This is a genomic window from Curtobacterium sp. NPDC092190, from assembly GCF_044755625.1.
Classification (GTDB): domain Bacteria; phylum Actinomycetota; class Actinomycetes; order Actinomycetales; family Microbacteriaceae; genus Curtobacterium.
On sequence record NZ_JBIVRJ010000001.1, the window covers coordinates 16,115 to 39,268 of the forward strand.

Genomic DNA, 23,154 nt, shown 5'->3' on the forward strand with positions numbered 1-23,154 from the left:
AGAACAAGCCACCAATGCTGGGGGCGGCTGAAGGGAGGCATGACTCACTATGGTGAGGTCGTGAGCAGTTCCCTCTACGCCGTCCCCAACGCCACGTGGCCAAATCTCGAGGTGGCAGGGGAGTCGCAGTACGAAGCGTCCATCCGTGCCCTACTTGGGCGCCTGGCCAAGGACCAGGACAAGGAGTTACAGACCGAGGCGCTCCTTGTTCCAGAGCCCGACAACCCCTATGATTCGCGCGCGATCAGCGTACGGGTCCAGGGCGCGGTAGTGGGGTACCTGACTCGCGCGGATGCCCGAGCATTCGCTCCGATCCTGCACCGACTTGCCGCGTCGGGAGTGACTGCGGTCGTTCCCGCAAGAGTTTGGGGCGTATTGCGCGATGACTGGGAGGGCAAGGGAACCCGCTTCCACTCGAATGTTCGAGTAGCGCTTCCAGAACCGCACCTCATCGTGCCGCTGAATGACGGCCCATCCGAGCCGTACTCGATCCTGCCCTGGGGGTCGGGGTTGCAGGTTACGGGCGAGGAAAAGCACTTTGACGTTCTCGCTCCATTTGCCGGTCAAGCGGACCGGTCTTTGTTGCTGGTAACGCTGCATCGAGGAAGCGAGGAGAAGGCGCGTGGTGGGCAGCGCGAGTTCATCGAAGTACGTGTGAACGGGCAGCGGGTTGGGGAGCTGAGTACTCAGTCGTCTCGGCACTACTTCGCGCTCGTTGACCACCACGCCGCGAAGGGCCTCACCGTCGCAGCATGGGCACACCTCAAAGGCTCAGCTCTTGCCGCGGAGGTCGTGCTGCAGGCTTCGAAGGCCAGCGAAGTTGAGAATTCATACTTGGATGGTGACGCCCGGACAATGGCACAACTCGTTGCACCCGCGGCCAGCTACGATGTTCCACCGTCCTACACTGGACTCCCTCGCTCGGCGTCTCCGCAACGGACCGAGGCGACCCCGAGGAAAGCGCCGGGAACCGCGCCGTCGGCCGGGAAGAAGCAAGTAGCTGCGGCAGCGAAATCGGGATGTGCCGTGGTAGGCGTGGGGCTCCTCAGCCTCGGTGGTGGCCTGGTGACCGCGGTCCATCAGTTTCTCAGCTGATCTCGCTCTGGTCATTGTCCGCCACGCTGTGGTCACGACCGCTTCCGCGGACTGTGCAGGCCGCGCCCTGGGCTGACCGGAACGTCAATTCCCCTCGGAGGTGCCGCTGCGTCTCGGACAAGCTCGCAACCGTGGCCGGTGTCCCTCGCCGTTCAGTCCGATGTGCTCGCTCTTCCTCGCTGCCGGCCTTTCACCGCTCGCGACGCTGCGGCTCGCCCGGTTACGCTGGCGCGGCGGAGCGAGCATCGAGTGGCGCATCGCGTTGGCGGCACACCGGCCGGTTCGGGGACCCGAAGGCGTCGAAAAAGCAGAGCAGTGCGACGCAGCGGAGCGCGGAAGCGGATCGGCGCTCGAGGGGTGATTCGCTCAAGCAAGTTCACACGTCAGCCGGCTGCCGAGCCCCGGTACGCGGACCACGCCGCCGCCGCCGCCGCCCGGGCGGCGGCGCTCAACGGCGTCTACGCGCAATGTCCGGTGAGCCCCATCTGGGGTTAGTCAAGGGGATAGCTTTCTTGGCGGCAGATGTCAGAGTGCAGGCCATCCAGCACGACCATTCTGATTGGAGAGCGCCCCGCGAGGTGCTCGACTTCGCTGCTAAGGGTCGGGTAGACATCGCCCGCCAATGCGAGGTGTTGAGGGAGGGGTGTCTCATCGGCTTCTGTGGCCGTTGATCGGTGACGCCCCGCTAGGACGTGGCAGACCAACGTTCCCATGCATCCTCCAGAGCCTTCCTGCTGGGCTGAAGCGGGAGATGGCTGAGGTTGCTCCGGATCACCCGCGACTTGCCCTTGTTTTGCTGAGCCCTGAACACAACCTCGGTTGTCAGGGGTTCGAAGGCGTACCATCCCGCGTCGTACATTCGGTGGTGATTGCTGCAGAGCGGGATCCCATTGCGGGCGTCATCGGAGCCCTGTAAGGCTTTAGCGCGGATGTGTGCGGCTTCGATGACGGGCTCCGCGTCGAGGTCGCACACAGCGCAACGAGCTCCGTACCTCTGCAGTACTGCAAATGCGAATCGCGCTTGGTTCGGTCTTGCTTTGCGTCGTTGCCAACGAGTCTCGACGTCATCGATGACGAGCTCGAACTCGTCGTTCTCATCATTCCCAGGCTCTGGCGGAAGCGGATCATCGTCCAGGAACGTGATGAGTACCGAACCCCGCGCAATGTCGACGCTCTCGACGACTGCGCGGCGGACCGATCGGGACGCCGGTCGGGCACCCGGCAGGATTACGAACACCGGCATCGCCAGCTCGTAAGCACGAACGGTGGCCGCAATTTCCGCCTGATCTCTACCTTCACGCGTGGTCCGCGGCAGCCGGTAGATGACTCCGTGTACATTGCGCTCGTTAGCGTAGGCCTGTCCGAGATCGAGAAAGGAGACTGCAACGCCAGCGGGGGCGATCGCACTTTTCGTTGTGGCCACGTCGACATAGATTCCGCGCCCACCCGCTCGCAGGTGTAACGGTTCCAGTGCCCTCGGGAGGATGTCGTCCGGGGCTCCAGCAGCCTTCGCGGCGACCCACATGTCCTCGCGACGTCGTATCTCAGCGTTCCGAGCTGCGAGTCGCGGCAGGTCTATGCGGGAGGGATCGAAGCCGTCGGCTAGCGCCCAGACGCCGTCCGAACGAGCCTGCAACACTCCGCGTTCCACCAGCCGTTGTCGTTCGAAGCTGACGCGATTTCGCCACTTTGTTTCGAACTGCCTGGTGTTCTGGGGTGAGATGTCCTCTGTTGTCCACTGGCCGGCGTAAAGCACGTCGAGTGCGTCGAGTGCTTGGGCCCTCGTCGAGGAGCCCCCTACTCCAGCAAGGTAGGTGAGGAGCCGATCCCGGAGTGTCGAGTGGGAAGTGAGCGTCACTTTTACATCTTGCCTGCTATGTCTAAGCGCGGCAGCAGGTTGGAAGCTGGCCTCGTGCGCGTGCCTGGGTGTCGCATGTAAGAAGGCGACTGCAAATGGCTGGTAGGACGCCAGCGTCCTGCTGCCGGGACCATCGTCGGCGAAGAGGATGGACGTCGTCCTGCAAGACAGTCTGGATAGACCGAGGTCCTCGCTGTCCGTGAAGTGCAGGAGCCGCAGGTCGGTGGGGCTCCGAGTGAGGTGCTCGTCGTGCGACCCTGGGAGACGCTGAGGTAGCTGCCGGCGGCCGGGCAGCGCAATCCGCTGACCTGTCGTCCTGGCGGCTTGACGCAGCGAAGCGGTCTTCTTCCTTAGTGATCCCGGTGAGAGACATTGATGTCCCTCTGGTCGGAGGCCGGCCTGTCGGGTCCCGCCCCTAGGCTCGGAGAGCACCAGACGACACGGGGGAGCGCATGCAGATCACTACCGACGGGCAGGCCCTCCTCAGCCCGAGCGACCTCAGCACGTGGGCGACCTGCGAGTGGGCGTTCCTCCGCCGCCTCGACGCCAAGCTCGGCCGCGGTGGCCCCCTGCCCGACGAGCACGACGACATGCTCGAGCGCACCGCGCGCCTGGGGGACCAGCACGAGCTCGACTACCTCGAGATCCTCAAGCAGACCCGCGACGTCGTCGAGTTCGAGCGACCCCAACCATCTGACTACGGATCAGAAGCTCGAAGAGCAATCAAGGCGTTCAAGGACGGCGCCGACGTCCTCTACCAACCCACCTTCCACGACCCGCCCACCCCCGACCGCCCGGGCTTCATCGGCTTCGCCGACTTCATCCTCCGCAACGACCAGGGCGCCTACGAGGTCTACGACACCAAGCTCGCCCGCCACGCCAAGATCAGCGCCCTCCTCCAGCTCGCCGCCTACGCCGAGCAGATGCAGGCGCACGGCATCCCCACCGGCGAGCAGGTCCACCTCGTCCTCGGCGACCGCACGACCACCACGCACGACCTCGCCGACATCGCTCCGGTGTACCGCACGCAGCGCGCCGAGCTCGAGCGGGTCATCGCCGAGCGGATGCGCGAGACCGAGGAACTGCAGTGGGGCGACCCTCGCTACTCCAGCTGCGGCCGCTGCACCATCTGCCAGACCCAGGTGCAGCAGCACCGCGACCTGGTCCTCGTCGCCGGCATGCGCCTCGACCAGCGGACGAAGCTGATCCGGCAGGGGGTGCGGACGATCGACGACCTGGCGGACCGCACCGCGGCCGTGCCCGGCATGTCGCGGTCGACGCAAGATCGGCTGGTCCGTCAGGCGCGCCTCCAGACCGAGAGCGAAGCCGAGCAGCAAGCAAGCCGAGCCCAGCAGGGACCGACCAAGCCGCGCTTCGAACTCCACGACCCCCGCGCCCTCGACGCGATCCCGGAGCCCGACCCGGGCGACGTCTTCTTCGACTTCGAGGGCGACCCCCTCCACACCGAGGACGGCGTGCACTGGGGCCTCGACTACCTGTTCGGCCTGGTCGACGACCGCGCCGACTTCACCGCCTTCTGGGCGCACACGATCCGCGACGAGCGGCAGGCGCTGGTCGACTTCCTCGCCTTCGTCAAGGAACGCCGCGCGCAGCACCCGGGCATGCACGTCTACCACTACGCCGCGTACGAGCGGACGCACCTGCTGTCCCTCGCCGCCCGGCACGGCGTGGGGGAGGACGACGTCGACGACCTGCTCCGCGCCGGCGTCCTCGTCGACCTGTACCCGATCGTCCGCAAGGCCCTGGTGGTCGGCAGCCACAGCTACTCGATCAAGAAGCTCGAGCCGCTGTACATGGGCGATGACCTCCGCCTCAGTGACGTCACGAACGCCGCCGACAGCATCACCGCCTACGTCGAGGCCATCGAGGAACTCCGGGGCGGCGACCCCGCGACCGGCCAGCGCATGCTCGACCAGGTCGCCGACTACAACGCCTACGACTGCCGCTCGACCCTGCGGCTCCGCGACTGGCTGCTGTCGCTCCGACCCCTGCGCACGGAGCCCGCGACCGAGGACACGGAACTCCTGCCGCCGATCCCCGTCGAGCGCGAGCCGAACCCCGTGTACACGGCACTCGCCGCGCAGATCGCGGACGTCGACCCCCTCGACCGAGACGCCGACCAGACCGCCCTGGCGCTCGCGGCCGCCGCGATCGACTACCACCGCCGCGAGGCCAAGACCTTCTGGCAGGACCACTTCGACCGCCTCCGCAACCCCGTCGACGACTGGGCGGACACCCGCGACGTCCTCGTCGTCGAGCGCGCGTCCGTCGAGCGGGACTGGGACACGCTGCCGCGTGCCCGTTCGCAGTCACGGGAGATCCGCCTGTCCGGGACGCTCGCGCCCGGTTCGCGCATCCGGCCGGGAGGCACGCCCCACCTCGTCTACGACGACCCACTCCCGCCGTCGGTCACCGCTCCGGCGCCGGGTTCGAAGGGCGCGTCGGCTCGCGCAGTCGTGCTGGACGCGGCCGACAACGGCGACGCGTTCGAGGTCCTGGTGAAGGAGAGCCTGCCGGTCGGCGGCGGCGAGCCGCACCACGACTACCCGGTCGCCCTCGCGCCGGCTGCTCCGCCACGGGCGAAGCCGCAGCCCGAGGCGATCGCCGAGTGGGGCCAGGAGGTCCTCGACGCCCTGCCGGCGATGCTGCCCGACCCGGCGCTCGACCTGCTCCGCCGGGTCCCGCCGCGCGGTGCACTCGCCCCGGTCGCCGGCGACGACACCGTCTCGGCGGTCGTCACGACGCTGCTCGGGCTCGACCGGTCGTACCTGGCGATCCAGGGCCCTCCCGGCACGGGCAAGACGTACGTCGGGTCGAACGTCGTCGCGCGGCTCGTCCGCGAGCACGGCTGGCGCGTCGGGGTCGTCGGACAGTCGCACGCGACTTCGGAGAACTTCCTGTCCTCGGTCGTTCGGGCCGGGGTGCCCGCCGACCGCGTGGTGAAGGTGCCGAAGTCCGGCGCGACCGAGGACGAGCTCGAGGCCGCCGCGTGGACCCCGGTGAAGAACAACGCCGCCGTCGCGGCCTTCCTGTCCTCGTGCGCGGAGACCGGCACCGGGGGAGTCGTCGGCGGCACCGCGTGGACGTTCGCGAACGAGGGCACGATCCCGCGGCGCTCCCTCGACCTGCTCGTGGTCGACGAGGCCGGGCAGTTCTCGCTCGCCCCGACCATCGCGTCCTCGATCGCCGCGCAGCGCCTGCTCCTGCTCGGCGATCCGCAGCAGCTGCCCCAGGTGTCGCAGGGGTCGCACCCCGAGCCGGTCGATCAGTCGGCGCTCGGGTGGCTGGCGGACGGCGAGCACGTGCTCCCGCCCGAGTTCGGCTACTTCCTCGCGCACACCCGGCGCATGGAGCCCGCGCTGACGGCATCGGTCTCGGGCCTGTCGTACGACGGGCAGCTGACGTCGATCGTGAGTGGTCGGCACCTGGACGACCTCGACCCCGGCGTCCACCCCGTGCCGGTCGTGCACAGCGGCAACACGACGTCGTCGGAAGAGGAGGCTGCACGGGTCGTCGAGCTCGCCCAGAACCTGATCGGCCGCCGGTGGGTCGACGGTGAGGTGTCACGGACACTCACGGACGAGGACGTCATCGTCGTCGCGCCGTACAACGCGCAGGGCGCCCTGATCCGCGAGGCCCTCGACCGCGCCGGACTCCGCGGCACGCAGGTCGGCACGGTCGACATGTTCCAGGGACGCGAAGCCGTGGTGTCCATCACGTCGCTCGCGGCCTCGAGCGCGGCGGACATCCCGCGCGGACTCGACTTCCTGCTCATGCCGAACCGGCTCAACGTGGCGCTGTCCCGGGCGCAGTGGGCGGCGTACCTCGTCTACTCGCCCGCGCTCACCACGGGGTTGCCGCCGTCGATCAGCGGGCTGTCGTTGCTCTCGCGGTTCATCGAGCTGACCCAAGTCGGCAGCGCGTAGCGCCAAGCCATCGGCTTCCTTCGGATGGACTGCACCTAAGCAAGAAGATCGTTCTCCCACAGACTCGAAACGGTAGCTACGGATCGCGTGAAGAAGTAGGCTTCCGGACATGGACTTGAGCGCGGTATTGATCCGAGCGACCCAGGTGTTACGAATTCTGGCGACCTATGACAGGCCCATACATTATGAGGGTGTCGTAGCGAATGCAGGCGCACGCGAGGCGACAGATCTGTCCGATACGGACAACAGGAATCTGTCTGTTCAAGCGATGAATCTCGTGGAGGAGATTGGATTTGCTCATCGACCTGAACCCTTCGGTGTTGAGCTGACGAAGGCTGGTCGAAGCTCAATTGCCAAGCGCCCTGACGCGCCCATCGATGATGAATCGAAGGAAGTCGTAGAGTGGTTCAACCAACAGCAGTTCAACGAGGCTCTCTCTAAGGGAGTTTGGACATCGACGAACACTTTTACTAGGCTGTCCCTACGCGATTGGCGCCAATTCGAGAATGTCGACATAATCTTCCATGACCGGCTCACGGTTCTAACGGGCGTCAATGCGGCCGGTAAGACGACTCTACTGAATCTTTTAGCGCCGCACTTCAGTTGGTCAAGTCAGATATTGACTGGCAGTAGGAAGGTGCAACAGAATCACCCTGCCGCTATTGGCAAACTGGTGTATAGCAACAATGCGGTCGCGTCACTGGTTGTGCCCGATGAAGGGCAATCCGGCGTAGCCGTGACCAGTCCGCACTTGATTGAGCAGCAGCAAGTGTCTGGTGTCTATATCTCGTCGCACCGATCAGTAAGTGGTTATATGCCGCTGCAGCATCTTCCGGCCCGCTTCTCTGAAGCGGACGCATTGCTGCAGGAATTCTCGTCCGAGATTCAGATGAGATACCAAGGGGCGCCATCGCAATTTTCGCCCCTATATCGAATGAAAGAGGGATTGGTATCAGCTGCGCTTTATGGGTACGGCAACGACGCGGTGCGCGCCAATGATGAAGCCCGTTCAGTTTGGGAGGGTTTCCAAGCGATCTTAAGGAAGATTCTGCCGTCGGAACTGCGCTTTCGTCGACTGATGGTGGTTGATGGTGAACTTTTCTTTGTTTGCGCCGACTACGACTTCCCTCTCGAGGCAGCGTCCGGCGGCATAAGCGCACTTCTGGAACTGGCTTGGCAGATATTCCTCCGTAGTAAAAAAGCTAAAGCTTTCACGGTTATCATCGACGAGCCCGAGAATCATTTGCATCCTGCCGTGCAGCGCTCCTTCATGCCAGCTCTTCTCAGGGCGTTCCCGCGAGTTCGCTTCATTGTCGCGACGCACAGTCCGTTCGTTGTTACGGCTGATGCTGAGGCTTACGTCTACACCCTGGAACGAGCCAAGTCCGGAAAGGTTGTATCGCGCAGACTAGATTCCGTTAATGCAGCGGCGACACCGGACGAGACTTTGACCCGAGTTCTTGGGTTGAAAAGCCCCTTAGCGATTTGGGTGGAACAAGGAGTTGCGCAAGCGCTGTCCGATGTTCCAAGGGAGCCAACGGTGGAAGATTTGCGTAAGTTGCGAGAGCGTTTTGAGGCGGTTGGGCTTGATCGGCAATTCCCGGCGGCTCTTGAAGCCTTGGAACGAAACAGCAGTCTGTGAGAACACTGGTGCGGGGCGAGGCTCCACAAGTGCTTGAGCGCGACAGGGAGCAGCTCGCTGCAGCCTTCAGGCGGAGAGGAAAAAGCTCCTGGCGCCACACCGAGATTGTCCGAGCACTGCAACGTGATGCCGAGAATAAGTGCATGTACTGCGAGTCGTTCATCGACGATGTCAGCTATGGAGCGGTTGAACACATTTTGCCGAAGTCGCGGTTCGAGCATCTGGCTCTCGAATGGAGCAATTTAGGCTACTGCTGTCCACGTTGCAATACGAACAAGGGTGCGTATTGGAGCGAGGACGACGAACTTCGTGTACTCGATCCATATACGGATGAAATTGAGAGTGCTCTGATGATTGTGGGGCCAGTCGTATTGCCCCGTAGTTGAAGCGTTCGTGGCTCGCTCACGCTCATGAAACTGAAATTCAAGGACAATCCCGGTCTAATCATGGGGCGCATGAGAGCTATTCAAGCTCTCGAGGAGCTTATCGTGCTCTGGGAACGTGAACACAGACCGGCCCATAAGCAATTTAAAGCCGAGTTGATCGACGATGCGTGCGGGACATCGGTCGAATACACCGCAGTATTGCGCGCGTACGCGACTTATCGCGGTTATCCTGTTTCGGCTTGATAGTCCAATGGGCGCCCGTCTTTAGCGGATGTCAGCGCCAATGAGAGACTCGAGCTTGCTGTCCCTGTTCCGCCTGTCCGATGCAGCGGGCGTCCCCATCCTCGTGCAGCCGCTGCTCGTCGTAGCGGCGGAACGCATAAGCTTCGGCAAGAAGCGTGCGCCCGTGGTCGTGCTGACCCCGGAGCAGGTGCGGCCGTGGATCGCCGGACTCGAGCGTGCTCACTCGGACGAGGCGGTCCGCTACCTCTCGATGCTCGCGGAGGACCGCCGGACGTGGCACGCGACCGCGGTCGTGCTCGACGACACGCTCCGTCTCGAACAGCGCTTCGATCGGCTGCTCCGCGAGATCGAGGACGCGCGTACCCGACGACGTCGGGCGACGCTCGCCGTGGTGCTCGGCGCCGTCACGCTACCCGCTGCCGGACTGATGGCCCTCTCGGGTCTGGCGACGATCCTGATGGGGAGCTGACGAGCGGACCGACCGCCGCGGGTACACCGTCGGTCCGGGACGTCGACGTGCAGCCGATCAGGACCCGACGTCGCTGAGCACGCCCGCGATGCCCGTGATCGTCGCGTTCGCGATGGCCCACACGAGCGGCGCGACCAGGACCGCGGCGATCAGCACGCCGAAGAGCAGCCCCGGCGACGATCGGTCGGCTGCGGGCAGGCGGTTCCGCCGGCGGATCAGGACGGCCGCCACGACCGCCGCCCCCACGACGTAGACGACCGCGACCATGAGTGCGACGAGCAGCAGCATCGGAGTTCCTCCCCGACTCGGTGCGAAGCGGTCAGCCTAGCGAGCTACCGCCCGCGCGGCCGCCGTCAGTCTTCGTCCTCGACCGGGATCTGCCCATGCATCTGCGCCCGGATCCCCGCGAGCACGTCGGCGTGCAGGAAGTTGGCGTCCTCGGTGCTGGTCGGGTCGACGACGATGCCGAACTCCTCGGGCACCGCGGTCACGAGCTCGGCCATGCGGACCGGGCGGGCCTCGGTGCCGGGGACGCCCTCGGTGAGTTCGGCGGGGTCGGTGAACACCGGGACGAACGGCAGGTCGCGGATCATCACGTGCGCGATGCTCCCGCCCTCGGGATCGCCCGCGGGCTTCCACGGCACCCACGCGGCACTGCCGAGGAATCCCTGCGCCGAGGATGCCATGCGGCGCCGCAGGGCTCCGGCGGGCGACTCGGTCTTGCCGGCACCGGGGCCGAACGCCGACCCGCTCGTGTCGTTGCTGCTCATGGGGTTCCCTCCGCCGTGGTCTGCCCGGCCATGCTCCCACGACGGAGGAGCGGAACCGAATGCGCACTCCGGCCACCGGTGTCGGCGCTCGCGTCTACAGTCCGAGCACGTCCGCACCTCCACGTCAGGAGCACCGTGCCACCACTGCAGTTGACCCGACGGTCGCTCCTCGCGGGCGCGCTCGGGCTCGGCGCGGCCACCGCCCTGAGCGGGTGCGTCGCGAACAACGGTCCGCAGCCGAGCTCGGCGGCTCCCGGGTCGAAGGCCGACATCGGCGAGGTTGAGGGCACGCTGCGCTTCGCGTTCTGGGGCGGCAGCGACGGCGAGAACAGCGGGTTCGCGCGCGCCAAGGCCGGGTTCGAGGAGCGACACCCGAAGGCGACGATCGAGCTGCAGACGCTGCCGTACGACGGGTTCTTCTCGGGCATCGACCGGGGCATCCTGTCGCGGACGGCCCCGGACGTGTTCCGGGTCGACTACACGAGCATCGGGAAGTACACCTCGCACGGGGTGCTGCTCGACATGACGCCGTACCTCAGCGCCTCCGAGGCGAAGGGGTTCCTGCCGGCGCTGTACGACGCCGTGCGCTTCGAGGGCCGGACGTACGGCGTGCCGCACCAGACCGACACCTCGGCGATCGCGTTCAGCCGGAAGGCCCTCGACGAAGCGGGCATCGGCGCCGTGCCGGACCGGCTCGACGACGCGTGGACGTGGGAGGAGTTCTCCGACGTCAGCACGAAGCTCCGGAAGGCCCTGCCCGACGACAAGTACCCGTTCGCCTACGACTGGACGGCCGCGGGCGCCTACCGCTGGGCGAGCTTCCTGTACCAGGCGGGCGGGTCGCTGCTGACGGAGGACCTGCAGCACTCGGCGGTCGACGGGGACCCGGCGCGGAAGGCGATGGCGTTCACGCAGCGGTTCTTCGACGAGCGGTGGGTGCCGGCGAACAACACCATCAAGACCACGGTCTACTCGGACAACTTCTTCCTCAACCAGACCGTGGCGATGACGTTCATCGGGGACTTCCTCGTGCCCGAGCTCGCGGACGGCGCGAACGGGTACCAGGGCGGGGAGTGGGCGACGACCTACATGCCACGGGACCGGGCGGCGGCGTCGGACCTCGGCGGCAACGCCATCGTCGCGACGCGGGACACCGAGAACCCCGAGCTCGCGGCCGCGTTCCTCAAGTTCGTGGTCGAGGAGGAGCAGATGCGGGACTTCTGCCAGCTCGCGAACGAGCTCCCGACGCTGCAGACCCTGGCCGACCAGACCCTCGACTACGCCGTCCGCCCGGACGTCATGGGCGTGTTCACGCAGCAGGCCACGACGATCACCGAGACGGCCGTGCGCGAGACCGTCGTGCCGGGCTTCGCCTCGATCAACACCGCGCTGCAGGACCAGCTCGAACTCGCGTTCCACGGGCGGAGCACCGAGCAGGCCATCCGCGCCATCGACGCCGCGGTCGACCAGGCGGTGTCCGCGTGACGGGCGCGACCGAGCGCATCGGCGGCGCCACGGCGGGTGGAGCCGTGCGGCGCGGACCGCGGCGGTCCGCCGGGGTCTTCCGTGCCTCCAGTACGGCGGCCGCGTCCGCGTTCCTGCTGCCGAACGTCGTGCTGATCGTCGTCTTCACGCTGCTGCCGCTCGTGTACGCGCTGGTGATCAGCTTCCAGGACCTCGACTCGCTCGGCGGGACGAGCTGGGCCGGCCTCGGCAACTACGCGAAGCTCGTCACCGATCCGGTGTTCTGGCAGTCGGTCTTAAATACCGGCGTGTTCACGCTGTTCACGGTGCCGGTGGGCATGGCGATCGGGCTCGGGATCGCGGTGCTGCTCAACGGCGTGCTGCCGGGCAGGACGGTGTTCCGGACGATCATCTTCCTACCGCTCGTCGTGTCGGGCGTCGCCACGGGCGTGCTCGGCGCGTGGATGTTCGACCAGAACAACGGGTTCATCGACAAGTTCCTCGCGACGCTCGGGCTGCCGCAGGTCGACTGGCAGTCGAGCGGCGGGTGGGCGATGACGGCGGTCATCCTCATGACGCTCTGGCAGCGCATCGGCTTCGACATGCTCATCTACCTCGCCGGGCTGCAGGGCGTCGACCCGGCGGTGCAGGAGGCCGCGTCGACCGACGGCGCGACCGGCTGGCAGCGCTTCCGGCTCATCACGTTCCCGCTGCTCGGCCCCTCGACGTTCTTCCTCCTCGTGATGAACCTCATCTACTCGTTCCAGGTGTTCGACACCGTCTGGGCGATGACCCGCGGCGGGCCCGGGTACGGCACGACGACGGTGGTGTCCTACGCCTACCGGGTCGCCTTCGACGAGCACGGGCCGCAGCTGCTCGGCTACGGCGCGGCGGTCGGCATCGTGATCTACCTCGTGACGCTCCTCATCACGGGACTGCAGTGGCGGTTCAACGCCGGACGGGACCAGACGGACTGATGACCTCATCGACGTGGGACACCGGCGCGACGGCGTCCGGTCGGTCCGCCGCAGCTGCGAGCACCACCGCCACCCGGTCGCCCCGGAAGCGCGGCGGCAAGCTGCTCTGGCTGCGGCTGACCGTCGCGGTGCTCGTCACCGTCGTGATGGCATTCCCGCTGTACTGGATGATCCTCACCGCCTTCTCGGCACGCGCCGACCTGTACGCACCAGGCCTGCAGCTCTGGCCGCAGCACCCCACCCTGCAGAACTTCGTCCGGCCGTTCCAGGAGTTCCCGGTCTGGCGGTGGTTCGCGAACTCGCTGCTCGTGGCGGTCGTCGTCACCGTGATCACGGTGTTCTGCAACCTGCTTGCCGGGTACGCGTTCGCGAAGCTCCGATTCCGCGGCCGGAACGCGCTGTTCCTGGTGCTGCTGTCGACGCTGATGATCCCGCCGCAGGCGATCATCGTGCCGCAGTTCTTCATCTCGATCGGTCTGCACCTGTACGGCGGGCTGTGGGCGGTGATCCTGCCCGAGGCCGCGGCGATCTTCGGGGTGTTCCTGGCCCGGCAGTTCTTCCTCGCCGTGCCCGACGAGCTCATCGAGGCGGCCCAGCTCGACGGCGCCGGACGCTTCCGCACGTTCGTGTCCGTCGTGCTGCCGCAGTGCCGGCCGCTCCTCGCGGTGCTCGTGCTGCTGACGTTCATGGGGGAGTGGAACGCGTTCGGCTGGCCGCTCGTGGCGCTGTCCGGCAACCAGGACCTGTTCACGGTGCCGATCGGCATCGTCGGGACCCTGCAGGGGCAGTACACGTCGGACTACGGCGCGATCATGGCCGTCAACCTGCTCATGATCCTGCCGATCGTCGCGATCTTCCTCGCCTTCCAGCGGTACTTCGTCGAGGGCCTGTCACGGAGCGGCCTCCGGTGACGCCGGGCCCCCGTCCGACGTCCGACGACGCCCGTCGCTGGGTCACGGAGGACTTCGGCGTGCATGCGGTCTCCGTCGACGAGGTCACCGGCGGGACGGACACCTCGGCCGCCGTCTGGCGGATCACCGACCGCGAGGGCACCGCCTGGGCGGCGAAGTGGACCTCGCGCCCGAGCCGGACCGGGACGCGGCTGGTGTCCTCGATGGCCGGCGCCGGCCTCGACGGGACCCCCGCGGTGCGCGCGACGATCGACGGACGGCGCCGCAGCCGCCGGGCCGGCGGCAAGCTGGCGCTCACCCGGTGGTCGGACGGCGAGGACGCCGCCACCGTCGGGCTCGGCCTGGAGGCATGGCGTGCGTACGGCGCGCTCCTCGCGGACGTGCACGCCCACGCCTTCCCCGTGCCGCCCCGCCGGCAGGGTGCACGTCGGGGCATCCGTCGCCGCCGGCGCCGTTACCGCGCCGAGATTCGCGCCCTCGACGCCGCCGCCGTGTCCGGCTCCGACCCGGTGCTCGACCTGTGGCGGGACGCGCGGGACCGCGTCGACCTGCTGCTGCGCGGGACACAGCTCGAACCGGCCGCGGTGGGAGCCCCCGTGCCCTGTCACGGCGACCCGCACCTCGGCAACGTGCTCGTCGAACCCGACGGCTCGCTCCGGCTGGTCGATTGGGACGAGGCCGTCGTCGGACCGCGCGAGATCGACCTGCACCTGGTCGAGTTCAGCGTGCTGTTCGCACCCGCGACACCGGAGCAGCTCGCGGCCTTCCGCACCGGGTACGGCCCCGTCGAGCTCGACGAGTGCCGGCTCGTGCGGTACGCCTGCATCCGGGCGCTCGAGGACCTGACCTCGACGATGACGGCCGCCCTGGCGAGCACCGGAGCCGACCGGGACGAAGCACTCCGGGTGTCCACGGGCATCCTGGCGCCGACGGGCTCGGCGTCGCTCGTCGAGCCACGGCTGTGGGAGGCCCTCGTCTCGCAGGGCGTCTGACGACGACGGCGCCCGAGCCACGAGGTGGGCCGGGCGCCGGACGGACCACGCTCAGTACTTGGCCGACTGCCCGCCGTCGATCGGGACGACCGTCGCGTTGACGTACGAGGCGTCGTCGGACAGCAGGAAGGCGACGACGGCGGCGATCTCGGGGGCCTCACCGTAGCGCTTCGTGGGGTTGACCTGGATGAACTCCTCGGCGGCCTTCCGCGGGTTCTCCGCGTCGATCTGCTTCATCGAGTTCTCGACCATCGGCGTCCAGATCGCACCGGGGGCGATGGCGTTGATGCGGATGCCGTACTGGCCGTACTCCACGGCGGAGTTGCGGGTGAGGCCGACGACACCGTGCTTGGCGGCCGCGTAGCCGGACTGGTTGCCGATGCCGCGGATGCCACCGACGCTCGCGGTGTTCACGACCATGCCCGAGCCCTGCTCGCGCATGACCCGCAGCACCTTCTCGAGCCCGAGGAACACGCCACGGAGGTTGATCGACACGACCTTGTCGAACTCGGCGGCGGTGAAGGACTCGGTGGGGTTCTGCTTGCCCTCGATGCCGGCGTTGTTGAAGAAGCCGTCGATGCGGCCGAAGCGCTCGGTGGTGGCGGTGACGTAGGCGTCGACCTGGGCCTCGTCGGAGACGTCGGCGACGGTGGTGAGCACCTGGGCGTCGGGGGTCGCCTCGAGGACGGCCTCCTTCGTGGCCTCGAGTCCCTCGCTGGAGACGTCGACGAGTGAGAGCTGCGCGCCCTCGGCGGCCAGGCGGACGGCGGTCGCGCGGCCGAGGCCGGAGCCGCCGCCGGTGATGAGGACGACGCGGTCGGTGAAGCGGGTGGTGGATGTCATGGATGGCCTCCTGCGGTCTTCGACGATGAAGGGCTCGGGTCCAGCGGTGGGTCGACGAGTCCGTTCGATGCATCTGCATCGATAGCTCTAGGCTACACCTGTCGTTTTGCTCGGTCGGTCAGTCGCTCAGCAGCGCGCGAGCACCCGCTCCATCGCGTCGCGCTCCGCGGGCGCCACCCAGAGCCGGTACGTCGTCTTCACCGTGATCTGGTGCTCGACGTAGGTGCAGCGGAACGCCGTGTCCGCGGGCAGCCACGTCGCCGCGTCGCCCGAGCGCTTCTGCGCGTTCGAGTGGCCGTCGACGGCGAACAGGTTCGCGGGGTCGTTCGCCAGGGCTTCGCGCTGCTCCTGCGTCAGCTGCTGTGCGCCGGTGCGCCACGCGTTCTCGAGCGCGACGACGTGGTCGATCTGCACGAGGGTCGACGTCCGGTTCCCGCGGACGAAGTCCACCCGCTCGCCGGTGTAGGGGGAGACCAGCGTGCCGCGCAGGACCTTGCAGGGCCCCTGCCGCTCGATGTTCGTCAGGTCGCGGGCGAGCACGTCGTTCCGGGTGTCGCAGCCGTTGTGGTCGACGTCGAGCCAGGCGGTGCCGAAGCGGGCCTCGCGGTCGTAGCCGGTCGCGGCGGCCTTGCCCTTCACGGGCAGGGCAGCGAGCTCGCGGCGGGCGGTCGCGGCTGGGGTCGCGTCGGTCGGGCTGGTCGCCTCGGTCGGGCTGGTCGGCTCGGTCGCGTCGACGGTCGGCCGGGAGGCGCTGCCCGCCTCGGGCCCACCGCCCGCGTCGGCCGTCGGTGCGGTGGTGATCGTCGGTGCGGCCGTCGACGAGGACGTCCCGTCCGCGGCGGCGTCGGCGTCCGCGTCGGTCACTCCGGTGGTGTGCAGCAGCCATCCGGCGAGGGCGACGACCGCGACGAGGCCGAGCGACGTCAGCGATGCCCGAGCCCTGCGGCGCGAGGAGGTGGAACGGGCGGAACGCGGACGGCGTCGACGGGACGTCATGGGGAGGCCTTCGGTGGTGCGGTGGAGCGGGCCCGGGTGGACCGTCCACGATCATCCCGTGCGGCACCGACGAACCAGGGCGTAGACACGGGGCATGACCGATCACGCGAACCCCTCCGTGCCCGTCACCGGTGGATCGATGCCGCTCCTCGGCTTCGGCACCTGGCAGATCCCCGACGCCGACGCCCCCGCCGCCGTGGGCGCTGCGCTCGAGGCCGGCTACCGCCACATCGACACCGCCACGGGCTACTCGAACCAGCGCGGCGTGGGGAAGGCGCTCGCCGACGCCGGCCTGGCCCGCGACGACGTCTTCGTCACCACGAAGCTCCCGCCGGACAACGCCGACCGGGTGCGCCAGACCATCGAGGAGAGCCTCGAGCAGCTCGGGCTCGACCACCTCGACCTGTGGCTCGTGCACTGGCCGCCGAACGGCGAGGCCCGACCCGACGTGTGGGAGCAGGTCGTCCAGGCGCAGGCCGACGGGCTGACCCGGGCGGTGGGCGTGAGCAACTACTCGCTCGCGCAGATCGACGAGCTGACCGACGCGACCGGGACGACCCCGGCCGTGAACCAGATCCGGTGGAGCCCCGCCGAGTACGACGCCGAGGTCGCCGCGGGGCTGCACGAACGTGGCGTGGTGCTCGAGGGCTACAGCCCGTTCAAGGCGAGCAACCTGCAGGACCCGACGCTCGTCGAGATCGCGGAGGCGCACGACGCCGACAGCGCGCAGGTCGTCGTCGCGTGGCACGTGGCGCACGGGTTCGTCGTGATCCCGAAGTCGTCCAACCCGGAGCGCATCCGGTCGAACGCACTCGGGGCGCACCTCGAGCTGACCGCCGACGAGGTGTCGCGGATCGACGGTCTCGCCGGCTGACCCGGTCGTGACGGCGGGCTCAGGTCGGGAACGGCCAGGGCCCGCCGTCGTCGTACGGCTCGGCGAGGTCGAGGCCCTCGGCCTGAGCGATGCGGCGGAGCTTCCGGTCGAAGGTGGCGAGCTGGCCGTGCACGGCCTGCGCCGTGACGAGGACGACCGCATCCGGCGTGCCGAGTCGGCGGCTGGCGCGCATGTCCGCCGCCTGCCGTGCGGTACGGCCCGTGACCGGGACGACCGACACGCCGAGTCGTTCGATGGTGCCGCGCTCACGGTCGGCGTGCCCCCGGGACGCCGGTCGCACGAGCATCTCGGCGAGGGTCAGGGCCGAGGTGCAGAACTCGTCCCACGCGTGGTCCTCGACCAGGTCGTACGCGCGCTCGTGCAGGCCGTCGCCCTCGTCGAGCAGCGCGATCACGACGTTCGCGTCGAGGACCATCACCGTGCCGGCCGCCTCCGCCGATGCCCCTCGGACGCGCTCGACCAGACGCCTCGGCTGCCGCCGAAGGAGCCGCCGAGCGTGACCTCGGTGCCGTTGCGCAGCCGGAAGGTGGACGGTGCCGTGGTGCCGTTGCGCCGGACCACTCCTGTTCGCGGCGGCGCGGGATCGGCGTGGGACTCGAGATCGGCGTGCGGCTCGACGTCCGGTCCAGCTCCAGCTGGAGTCGGTGTCAGCAGGCTCGCGACGGGGATCTGCGGAGCGGGACGGGGCTGGGCGGAGCGGCTGGTCTCGACGAACATGCGGCGACGGTACCGACGCGGGCGTCCGGACGCGAAGGAGTTCGTATGTCGCGGCTCAGGCGAGCAGCGAGCGGATGTCCTCGGCGGTCAGGTCGTCGGCGAACAGGGCGTCGTCGTCGATCATGGTCGCGAAGAGTTCGGCCTTCTTGGCGGCGAGGGCGAGGACCTTCTCCTCGATGGTGTCCTCGGCGATGAAGCGCTGCACGTTCACGGAGCGGGTCTGCCCGATGCGGTGCGTCCGGTCGACCGCCTGGGACTCGGCGGCCGGGTTCCACCAGGGATCGAGCACGAAGACGGTGTCCGCCTCGGTCAGCGTCAGCCCGAAGCCGCCGGCCTTGAGGGAGATGAGGAACGCCGGTGCCGCGCCGGTCCGGAAGCGGTCGATGACCTGCGGGCGCTTCCGGGTCGAGCCGTCGAGGTACTCGTACCCGATGCCTCGGGCGTCGAGTGCCTGGGCGACCATGCGCAGGAACGTGGTGAACTGGCTGAAGACCAGGGCGCGGCGGCCCTCGGCGGCGAGCTGCTCGAGCTCGTCGAGCAGCAGGTCGAGCTTCGCCGAGGGAATGGGATCCGCACCGGCAGCGTCGTCGTCGTCGGCGTCGTGGTCCGTCTGCTGCACGAGTGCCGGCGACAGGGCGAGCATCCGGAGGAGGGTCAGCGACCGGAAGACGATCATCCGGTTGCGCGCCAGGTCGTCGATGAGGTCGAGGACCTTCAGGCGCTCCCGGTTGAGGGTCCGCTCGTACAGCGCGCGGTGCGCGGGGTCGAGCGTCACCCGGACGACCTGCTCCTGCTTCGGCGGCAGATCGGCGGCGACGCTCTCCTTCGTCCGGCGGAGCATGAGCGGTCGGATCCGACGCCGGAGCCGGTCGGTGAGCTCCTTGCGGGCGTCCCCGCGCAGGTCGGGGGAGCCGAGCGGCTTCACGTAGTCGTCACCGAACCGGGACCACGACGACAGCAGCCCGGGCGCGACGACGTGGAACAGCGCCCAGAGGTCGGTCAGCCCGTTCTCGAGCGGGGTCCCCGTGACCGCGAACTTCACCGGCGCGGGCAGCTCGGCCGCGACCCGGTGCGTCTGCGACTGCGGGTTCTTCACGAACTGCGCCTCGTCGAGCACGAGCGCCGACCAGGACACTCCGGTGTACTCGGCGGCGTCGAGCCGGAGCAGTGCGTACGAGGTCACGACGACGTCGGACTCCGCCGCCGCTCGGGCGACCCGGGCGTGGTCCTTGAGCGAGGTCGCGGTGACGGCGGTCACCCGCAGGGAGGGGGTGAAGCGGGCTGCCTCGTCCGCCCAGTTGCCGACGACCGAGGTCGGCGCGACGACGAGGAACGGCGGAGCATCGGGCTCGGACCGGCGGGCGGCGGCGATCATGGACAGCACCTGCAGCGTCTTGCCGAGGCCCATGTCGTCGGCGAGCACCCCGCCGATGCCGTGCTCCCGCAGGAACCGGAGCCAGGCGTAGCCGGCGTGCTGGTAGGGGCGGAGCTCGGCGTGCACGGTGTCCGGCACGGGGACCTCGTCCTGCGGTGCGGCGTCGAGCAGACCCGCTGCGATCCGCTGCCAGCGCTCGTCGTGCTCGGTCTCGTCGGCCAGCTGGTCGAACTCCGACCACAGTCCGGCCTGCAGCGGGGTCACCGTCAGGGCCTGGTCGGGTTCCCACTCGTCGAGCTCGCGCGCTTCCTCGATGAGTTCCTTGAGCCGGTCGAACGTCGGGTCGGCCAGCGACAGGTACGACCCGTCGATGAGCTTCATGCGGCGGTCACGCTTCGCCAGCGCCCGGAGCAGCGGGGTGAACGGGATCTGCCGCCCGTTCACGGTGACGAAGATGCCGAGGTCGAACCAGTCGTGCTTCTCGGACGGCATCGTCGTGACGCGGATGTGCGGTCGCCCGGTCAGCCGCTCGTGGTCGCCGGGCTCGCCCTGCACGACCGTCCGGACACCGAGTGCGGGCAGGGCCGGCAGGAGTTCGGTCGCGAAGACGGCGACGTCCGCACCGTCGACCGTGCCGTCCTCGAACCAGGCGAGACCGCCGCCGGGGCCGGGAGGCGCGGATCGCCCGCCGTCGTCGGCCTGCGTCGACGGATCGGCCGGGTCGTCCGCGGCGCGCATCCCCGACAGGTCGGGGAGCGGGCCGTGCAGCGTGACCGGGTCCTTCCGTCCGTCGACGTGCCACCGCCACTGCAGGTGCAGGCGGTCGTCGGTCCGGGGTGCCCGGGCGGGTTCGAACGTCGCGGTCAGGACGAGCTCGGGCGGTGTCCGCTCGGGGAGTTCGACCGAGCCGTCGGAGCTGACGAGGCCGAGCGCGCCGCGGAGTCGCGGCGACCAGTCGGCCAGGAACTCGTCGACGGCATCGGCCGGCACGGTGATGCGCGCGCCCTCGACGAGCATGCGGCGCTGGTCCTCGGGGACCGGAGCCGGGGTCGGCGCGAGGGTGACGTGGAACTCGGGGCTCTCGCGGAAGGCGTAGACACCGTGGTCGCCGATCGTGCGCGCCGAGCCGTCGGGCACCGGGCGCCCGTCGACGACCGCACTCGCACCGATGACGAGCGTGCCGTCGTGCCGGGCTGCGTCGAGGAGTACGCGCGCGTCGCCGCCGAGGACCGCGCCGCCCTCGCGCTTGCCCGTCACGAAGGCGATCCCGAGTTCGGCTGCCTGCCGGAGCAGCGGCCAGAGCAGGGGGCTGCCGAAGTCGTCGAGGTGCACCCAGTCGCTCTCGCCGGGGAGTCCCGCGAGCTGCCCGGCGCGGTGCAGCGCGGAGAACTGCAGGAACCAGGCGTGCTGTTCGGGCGCGATGCCGAGCCGGTTCATCGAGTAGGGGAGCGTGCCCCAGGTGAGCTGCCCGCGGACCCAGTTGCCGGCGGCGCTGCGGGTCACCGGGCGGACGCCGAGCCGGACGCTGCGGGCACGGGACGGCAGCGCCCGGCCGGCGGCGCGCGCACGGGAGGCGAGCGCGGCGGGGACCGCGTCGCGCAACTCGAACTGCAGACCCGTGGGGGTGCCCTGCGGGGCGACCGCCCGGTCGTCGTCACCGGCGAGGCGGGCGAGGTCGAGCCTCCAGTCCGGGGCAGGCGGTGGGGCGAGGGGACCCGCTGCTCGGGGTTCGGCGGCGAGGGCACGCGCGTTGATGGTGAGGAGCGCGGCGGCGACGTGCTTGCAGTCGCCGCCGAGGGGGCAGGAACACGTGCTGCGGACGGGGCGGACGAACTCGCCGCGGGCGACGGTGGTCTCGACGCGGAGCTCGTAGGGGTCGTCGGCGGAGCCGGAGACGGTCGCGGTGACCGTGCCGTCGTCGTCGTGCCAGGTGGCGTCCTCGACCAGGCCGGCGCGGACGACGTCGCGCGCACGGCCGAAGGTCTGCGGCCCGACGAACCGGATGACGTCCACGGCGTCGATCATCGGGGCGGAGGGCACGGGTCCATCGTGCCAGGCGCCACCGACCTCCGCTGCTGGCCCTCCGCTGCTAGCGTGGGCGGGCGCCGGAGGGCGCGCGACACGAGGGGGATCGCATGGGGAACGCAGCGCGCGGCGCAGTCGTGGTGGCAGGGGCGGTGGCGACGGTGGTCGCCCTGTCGGGGTGCAGTGTGCTCGGGGCGGGGACACGGACGGCCGAGGCGCCGGCTCCGAGCGCGAGCGCGACGACGGCGGCGACGCCCGGCACGGCGTCGTGTGACCTGGCCTCCGGGACCGGTTCGGTGTCGATCGAGGAGACCGCGGACGCCTACCGCGTCGAGTGGTCCGGCGTGCCGACGGACGACGACGGGGCGCGGCAGGAGTACCAGGTGCAGCTCGGCACCGCGTCGCAGGACGACCACATCACGATGTACATCGAGTTCGACAGCATCACCGGGGCGACCACCTACGGATGGTTCGACCCGGACACCCTCGACGTCGATCCGGTGCCCGGTGACCCGGACACGTCGGCCGGCACCGTGGTCGGTGTCTTCCCGAAGCAGCGGGACATCGACGCTTCGTACTGGTCGCCGTCGTGGTCGAAGACCACCACCGAGGACTCGGACACGACGTACTGCACCGAGGACGGTCAGGTCCTCGACTGGACGCCGCTCGACTGACGTGACTTGTCCGCGTCCCGTTCTGGGGGCGTCGCTGACAGCAGCTCAGGTGCAGGATCGATGCGTGCTGCAGTCACTGGTGTACATGAGTTCCGCCACCGAGCCCTTCGACGAGGGTGACCTCGAGGCGGTGCTCGACCACGCCCGGACACGGAACACCGCCGACGGGCTGACCGGCATGCTCGTGCACCGCGGCGGGCGCTTCATGCAGCTGCTCGAGGGGCCGTACGACGCGGTGATGGCGACGTACGCGCGCATCGTCGCGGACGAGCGGCACGACGACGTCCGGCTGCTCGTCGAGGAGTCCATCCACACGCGACGGTTCCCGGAGTGGTCGATGGCGTACGACCGCGAGACCGACGGCGTCGAGGTGCCCGAGGGCTTCAGCACCTTCCTCGACCGCGGAGACGACAGCGCCGACCAGAGCCGCCCCCGCGAGCTGCTGCGGTGGTTCCGCAACCACCCGATGGCGGACCCTACGGCGGCGAAGGGCAAGCACCGGCGCGACGCCTGACGCCCTGCCGCCGTCGCGCTCGGAGACCCGGATCGATCGGGTCATACTGGTTCGGTGACGACACTGCGAGGCATGATCCGCTCGACCGAGACGCGCGAGGCCGAGGGCTACGCGGACTCCGTCGTGGCGGCCAAGGAGGCAGCCGTCGCCGCACTCGACCTGGACGGGTTCGCGCTGCTGCAGACGAACGCGGTCGAGAGCAAGGCGACGGGGGAAACCACGATCAAGGCGACCGCGCGGTCGACCGCGACGCGGGAGCACGAGGCGTCGGGGCCGAACTACGTGGCGGCGCTGGCGGCGTACCGGAACACGGTGCCGGAGGGGTGGCAGGCGCAGCACGTGTGGGTGGTGGCGGAGTAGC

21 protein-coding genes are annotated in these 23,154 nt (G+C 68.9%); 14 read left to right on the plus strand and 7 right to left on the minus strand.

The features are described from left to right. The first annotated feature begins 60 nt into the window (after positions 1 to 60). Positions 61 to 1,095, plus strand: a complete 1,035-nt coding sequence (locus ACIQFY_RS00090; RefSeq protein WP_400337628.1) for an HIRAN domain-containing protein — start codon at positions 61 to 63, stop codon at positions 1,093 to 1,095. A gap of 685 nt (positions 1,096 to 1,780) precedes the next feature. Here the strand turns inward: ACIQFY_RS00090 and ACIQFY_RS00095 are convergent. Next, positions 1,781 to 2,953, minus strand: coding sequence for an HNH endonuclease (locus ACIQFY_RS00095; protein ID WP_400337631.1), 1,173 nt, complete (start codon positions 2,951 to 2,953; stop codon positions 1,781 to 1,783). 452 nt (positions 2,954 to 3,405) lie between these two features. On the opposite strand from ACIQFY_RS00095, the gene ACIQFY_RS00100 reads away from it, so the two are divergent. From ACIQFY_RS00100 to ACIQFY_RS00120, 5 genes are all read left to right on the plus strand, one after another. Beyond that, positions 3,406 to 6,900 carry a TM0106 family RecB-like putative nuclease gene (locus ACIQFY_RS00100; protein WP_400337634.1) on the plus strand — a complete coding sequence of 1,165 codons (3,495 nt, stop codon included), beginning with the start codon at positions 3,406 to 3,408 and terminating at the stop codon, positions 6,898 to 6,900. A 109-nt stretch (positions 6,901 to 7,009) separates the two neighbouring features. Beyond that, entirely contained in the window at positions 7,010 to 8,542 is a 1,533-nt protein-coding gene (locus ACIQFY_RS00105; RefSeq protein ID WP_400337637.1) for an AAA family ATPase, read from the plus strand. A 29-nt stretch (positions 8,543 to 8,571) separates the two neighbouring features. Further along, a complete protein-coding gene (locus ACIQFY_RS00110; protein ID WP_400337639.1) occupies positions 8,572 to 8,928 on the plus strand; it encodes an HNH endonuclease in 357 nt (118 codons plus the stop codon). A 24-nt stretch (positions 8,929 to 8,952) separates the two neighbouring features. After that, on the plus strand, positions 8,953 to 9,171 hold the full coding sequence (locus ACIQFY_RS00115) for a hypothetical protein (RefSeq protein ID WP_400337642.1): 219 nt from the start codon (positions 8,953 to 8,955) through the stop codon (positions 9,169 to 9,171). Between the two features lie 55 nt (positions 9,172 to 9,226). Continuing rightward, complete coding sequence (locus ACIQFY_RS00120) at positions 9,227 to 9,640, plus strand: hypothetical protein (protein ID WP_400337645.1); 414 nt, start codon at positions 9,227 to 9,229, stop codon at positions 9,638 to 9,640. A gap of 57 nt (positions 9,641 to 9,697) precedes the next feature. Here ACIQFY_RS00120 and ACIQFY_RS00125 read toward each other — a convergent pair whose 3' ends face one another. Both ACIQFY_RS00125 and ACIQFY_RS00130 read right to left on the minus strand, forming a co-directional pair. Then, complete coding sequence (locus ACIQFY_RS00125; RefSeq protein ID WP_400337648.1) at positions 9,698 to 9,928, minus strand: hypothetical protein; 231 nt, start codon at positions 9,926 to 9,928, stop codon at positions 9,698 to 9,700. Positions 9,929 to 9,993: 65 nt separating this feature from the next. Beyond that, positions 9,994 to 10,410, minus strand: coding sequence for an SseB family protein (locus ACIQFY_RS00130; protein ID WP_400337651.1), 417 nt, complete (start codon positions 10,408 to 10,410; stop codon positions 9,994 to 9,996). 135 nt (positions 10,411 to 10,545) lie between these two features. Between ACIQFY_RS00130 and ACIQFY_RS00135 the strand changes: the two genes are divergently transcribed. From ACIQFY_RS00135 to ACIQFY_RS00150, 4 genes are read left to right on the plus strand one after another with little or no spacing between them, the layout of a single operon-like run. After that, positions 10,546 to 11,895, plus strand: a complete 1,350-nt coding sequence (locus tag ACIQFY_RS00135; RefSeq protein WP_400337653.1) for an ABC transporter substrate-binding protein — start codon at positions 10,546 to 10,548, stop codon at positions 11,893 to 11,895. Then, on the plus strand, positions 11,892 to 12,851 hold the full coding sequence (locus ACIQFY_RS00140; RefSeq protein ID WP_400337656.1) for a carbohydrate ABC transporter permease: 960 nt from the start codon (positions 11,892 to 11,894) through the stop codon (positions 12,849 to 12,851). Before ACIQFY_RS00135 ends, ACIQFY_RS00140 begins: the two co-directional genes overlap by 4 nt. Then, entirely contained in the window at positions 12,851 to 13,762 is a 912-nt protein-coding gene (locus tag ACIQFY_RS00145; RefSeq protein ID WP_400337659.1) for a carbohydrate ABC transporter permease, read from the plus strand. Before ACIQFY_RS00140 ends, ACIQFY_RS00145 begins: the two co-directional genes overlap by 1 nt. After that, positions 13,759 to 14,754 carry a phosphotransferase gene (locus ACIQFY_RS00150; protein ID WP_400337662.1) on the plus strand — a complete coding sequence of 332 codons (996 nt, stop codon included), beginning with the start codon at positions 13,759 to 13,761 and terminating at the stop codon, positions 14,752 to 14,754. Before ACIQFY_RS00145 ends, ACIQFY_RS00150 begins: the two co-directional genes overlap by 4 nt. A gap of 51 nt (positions 14,755 to 14,805) precedes the next feature. Here ACIQFY_RS00150 and ACIQFY_RS00155 read toward each other — a convergent pair whose 3' ends face one another. Both ACIQFY_RS00155 and ACIQFY_RS00160 read right to left on the minus strand, forming a co-directional pair. Beyond that, the gene (locus ACIQFY_RS00155) at positions 14,806 to 15,597 is read right to left on the minus strand and encodes an SDR family oxidoreductase (protein ID WP_400337665.1); all 792 of its coding nucleotides are present in this window, start codon (positions 15,595 to 15,597) and stop codon (positions 14,806 to 14,808) included. Positions 15,598 to 15,723: 126 nt separating this feature from the next. Next, positions 15,724 to 16,593: a DUF1524 domain-containing protein gene (locus ACIQFY_RS00160; protein ID WP_400337668.1), complete on the minus strand. Its 870-nt coding sequence runs from the start codon at positions 16,591 to 16,593 to the stop codon at positions 15,724 to 15,726. Between the two features lie 94 nt (positions 16,594 to 16,687). Here ACIQFY_RS00160 and ACIQFY_RS00165 point away from each other — a divergent pair, with 94 nt between their 5' ends. Further along, positions 16,688 to 17,467 carry an aldo/keto reductase gene (locus ACIQFY_RS00165; protein ID WP_400337671.1) on the plus strand — a complete coding sequence of 260 codons (780 nt, stop codon included), beginning with the start codon at positions 16,688 to 16,690 and terminating at the stop codon, positions 17,465 to 17,467. Between the two features lie 19 nt (positions 17,468 to 17,486). Here ACIQFY_RS00165 and ACIQFY_RS00170 read toward each other — a convergent pair whose 3' ends face one another. Further along, a complete protein-coding gene (locus ACIQFY_RS00170; protein ID WP_400338382.1) occupies positions 17,487 to 17,903 on the minus strand; it encodes a type II toxin-antitoxin system VapC family toxin in 417 nt (138 codons plus the stop codon). Between the two features lie 357 nt (positions 17,904 to 18,260). Continuing rightward, positions 18,261 to 21,620, minus strand: a complete 3,360-nt coding sequence (locus ACIQFY_RS00175) for an SNF2-related protein (RefSeq protein ID WP_400337674.1) — start codon at positions 21,618 to 21,620, stop codon at positions 18,261 to 18,263. Positions 21,621 to 21,715: 95 nt separating this feature from the next. On the opposite strand from ACIQFY_RS00175, the gene ACIQFY_RS00180 reads away from it, so the two are divergent. From ACIQFY_RS00180 to ACIQFY_RS00190, 3 genes are all read left to right on the plus strand, one after another. Then, positions 21,716 to 22,279, plus strand: coding sequence for a hypothetical protein (locus ACIQFY_RS00180; protein ID WP_311205251.1), 564 nt, complete (start codon positions 21,716 to 21,718; stop codon positions 22,277 to 22,279). A 64-nt stretch (positions 22,280 to 22,343) separates the two neighbouring features. Further along, positions 22,344 to 22,793 carry a BLUF domain-containing protein gene (locus ACIQFY_RS00185; protein ID WP_235426535.1) on the plus strand — a complete coding sequence of 150 codons (450 nt, stop codon included), beginning with the start codon at positions 22,344 to 22,346 and terminating at the stop codon, positions 22,791 to 22,793. A 54-nt stretch (positions 22,794 to 22,847) separates the two neighbouring features. Further along, positions 22,848 to 23,153: a hypothetical protein gene (locus ACIQFY_RS00190; protein WP_144411274.1), complete on the plus strand. Its 306-nt coding sequence runs from the start codon at positions 22,848 to 22,850 to the stop codon at positions 23,151 to 23,153. Position 23,154 lies beyond the last annotated feature (1 nt).

Bases quoted from the DNA above. Each gene is read 5' to 3' on its own strand.
- ACIQFY_RS00155 (WP_400337665.1), bottom strand. From the start codon at position 15,597: ATGACATCCACCACCCGCTTCACCGACCGCGTCGTCCTCATCACCGGC.
- ACIQFY_RS00180 (WP_311205251.1), top strand. From the start codon at position 21,716: ATGGGGAACGCAGCGCGCGGCGCAGTCGTGGTGGCAGGGGCGGTGGCG.
- ACIQFY_RS00125 (WP_400337648.1), bottom strand. From the start codon at position 9,928: ATGCTGCTGCTCGTCGCACTCATGGTCGCGGTCGTCTACGTCGTGGGG.
- ACIQFY_RS00170 (WP_400338382.1), bottom strand. From the start codon at position 17,903: ATGGTCCTCGACGCGAACGTCGTGATCGCGCTGCTCGACGAGGGCGAC.
- ACIQFY_RS00100 (WP_400337634.1), top strand. From the start codon at position 3,406: ATGCAGATCACTACCGACGGGCAGGCCCTCCTCAGCCCGAGCGACCTC.
- ACIQFY_RS00145 (WP_400337659.1), top strand. From the start codon at position 12,851: ATGACCTCATCGACGTGGGACACCGGCGCGACGGCGTCCGGTCGGTCC.
- ACIQFY_RS00115 (WP_400337642.1), top strand. From the start codon at position 8,953: ATGAAACTGAAATTCAAGGACAATCCCGGTCTAATCATGGGGCGCATG.
- ACIQFY_RS00130 (WP_400337651.1), bottom strand. From the start codon at position 10,410: ATGAGCAGCAACGACACGAGCGGGTCGGCGTTCGGCCCCGGTGCCGGC.
- ACIQFY_RS00105 (WP_400337637.1), top strand. From the start codon at position 7,010: ATGGACTTGAGCGCGGTATTGATCCGAGCGACCCAGGTGTTACGAATT.
- ACIQFY_RS00160 (WP_400337668.1), bottom strand. From the start codon at position 16,593: ATGACGTCCCGTCGACGCCGTCCGCGTTCCGCCCGTTCCACCTCCTCG.
- ACIQFY_RS00165 (WP_400337671.1), top strand. From the start codon at position 16,688: ATGACCGATCACGCGAACCCCTCCGTGCCCGTCACCGGTGGATCGATG.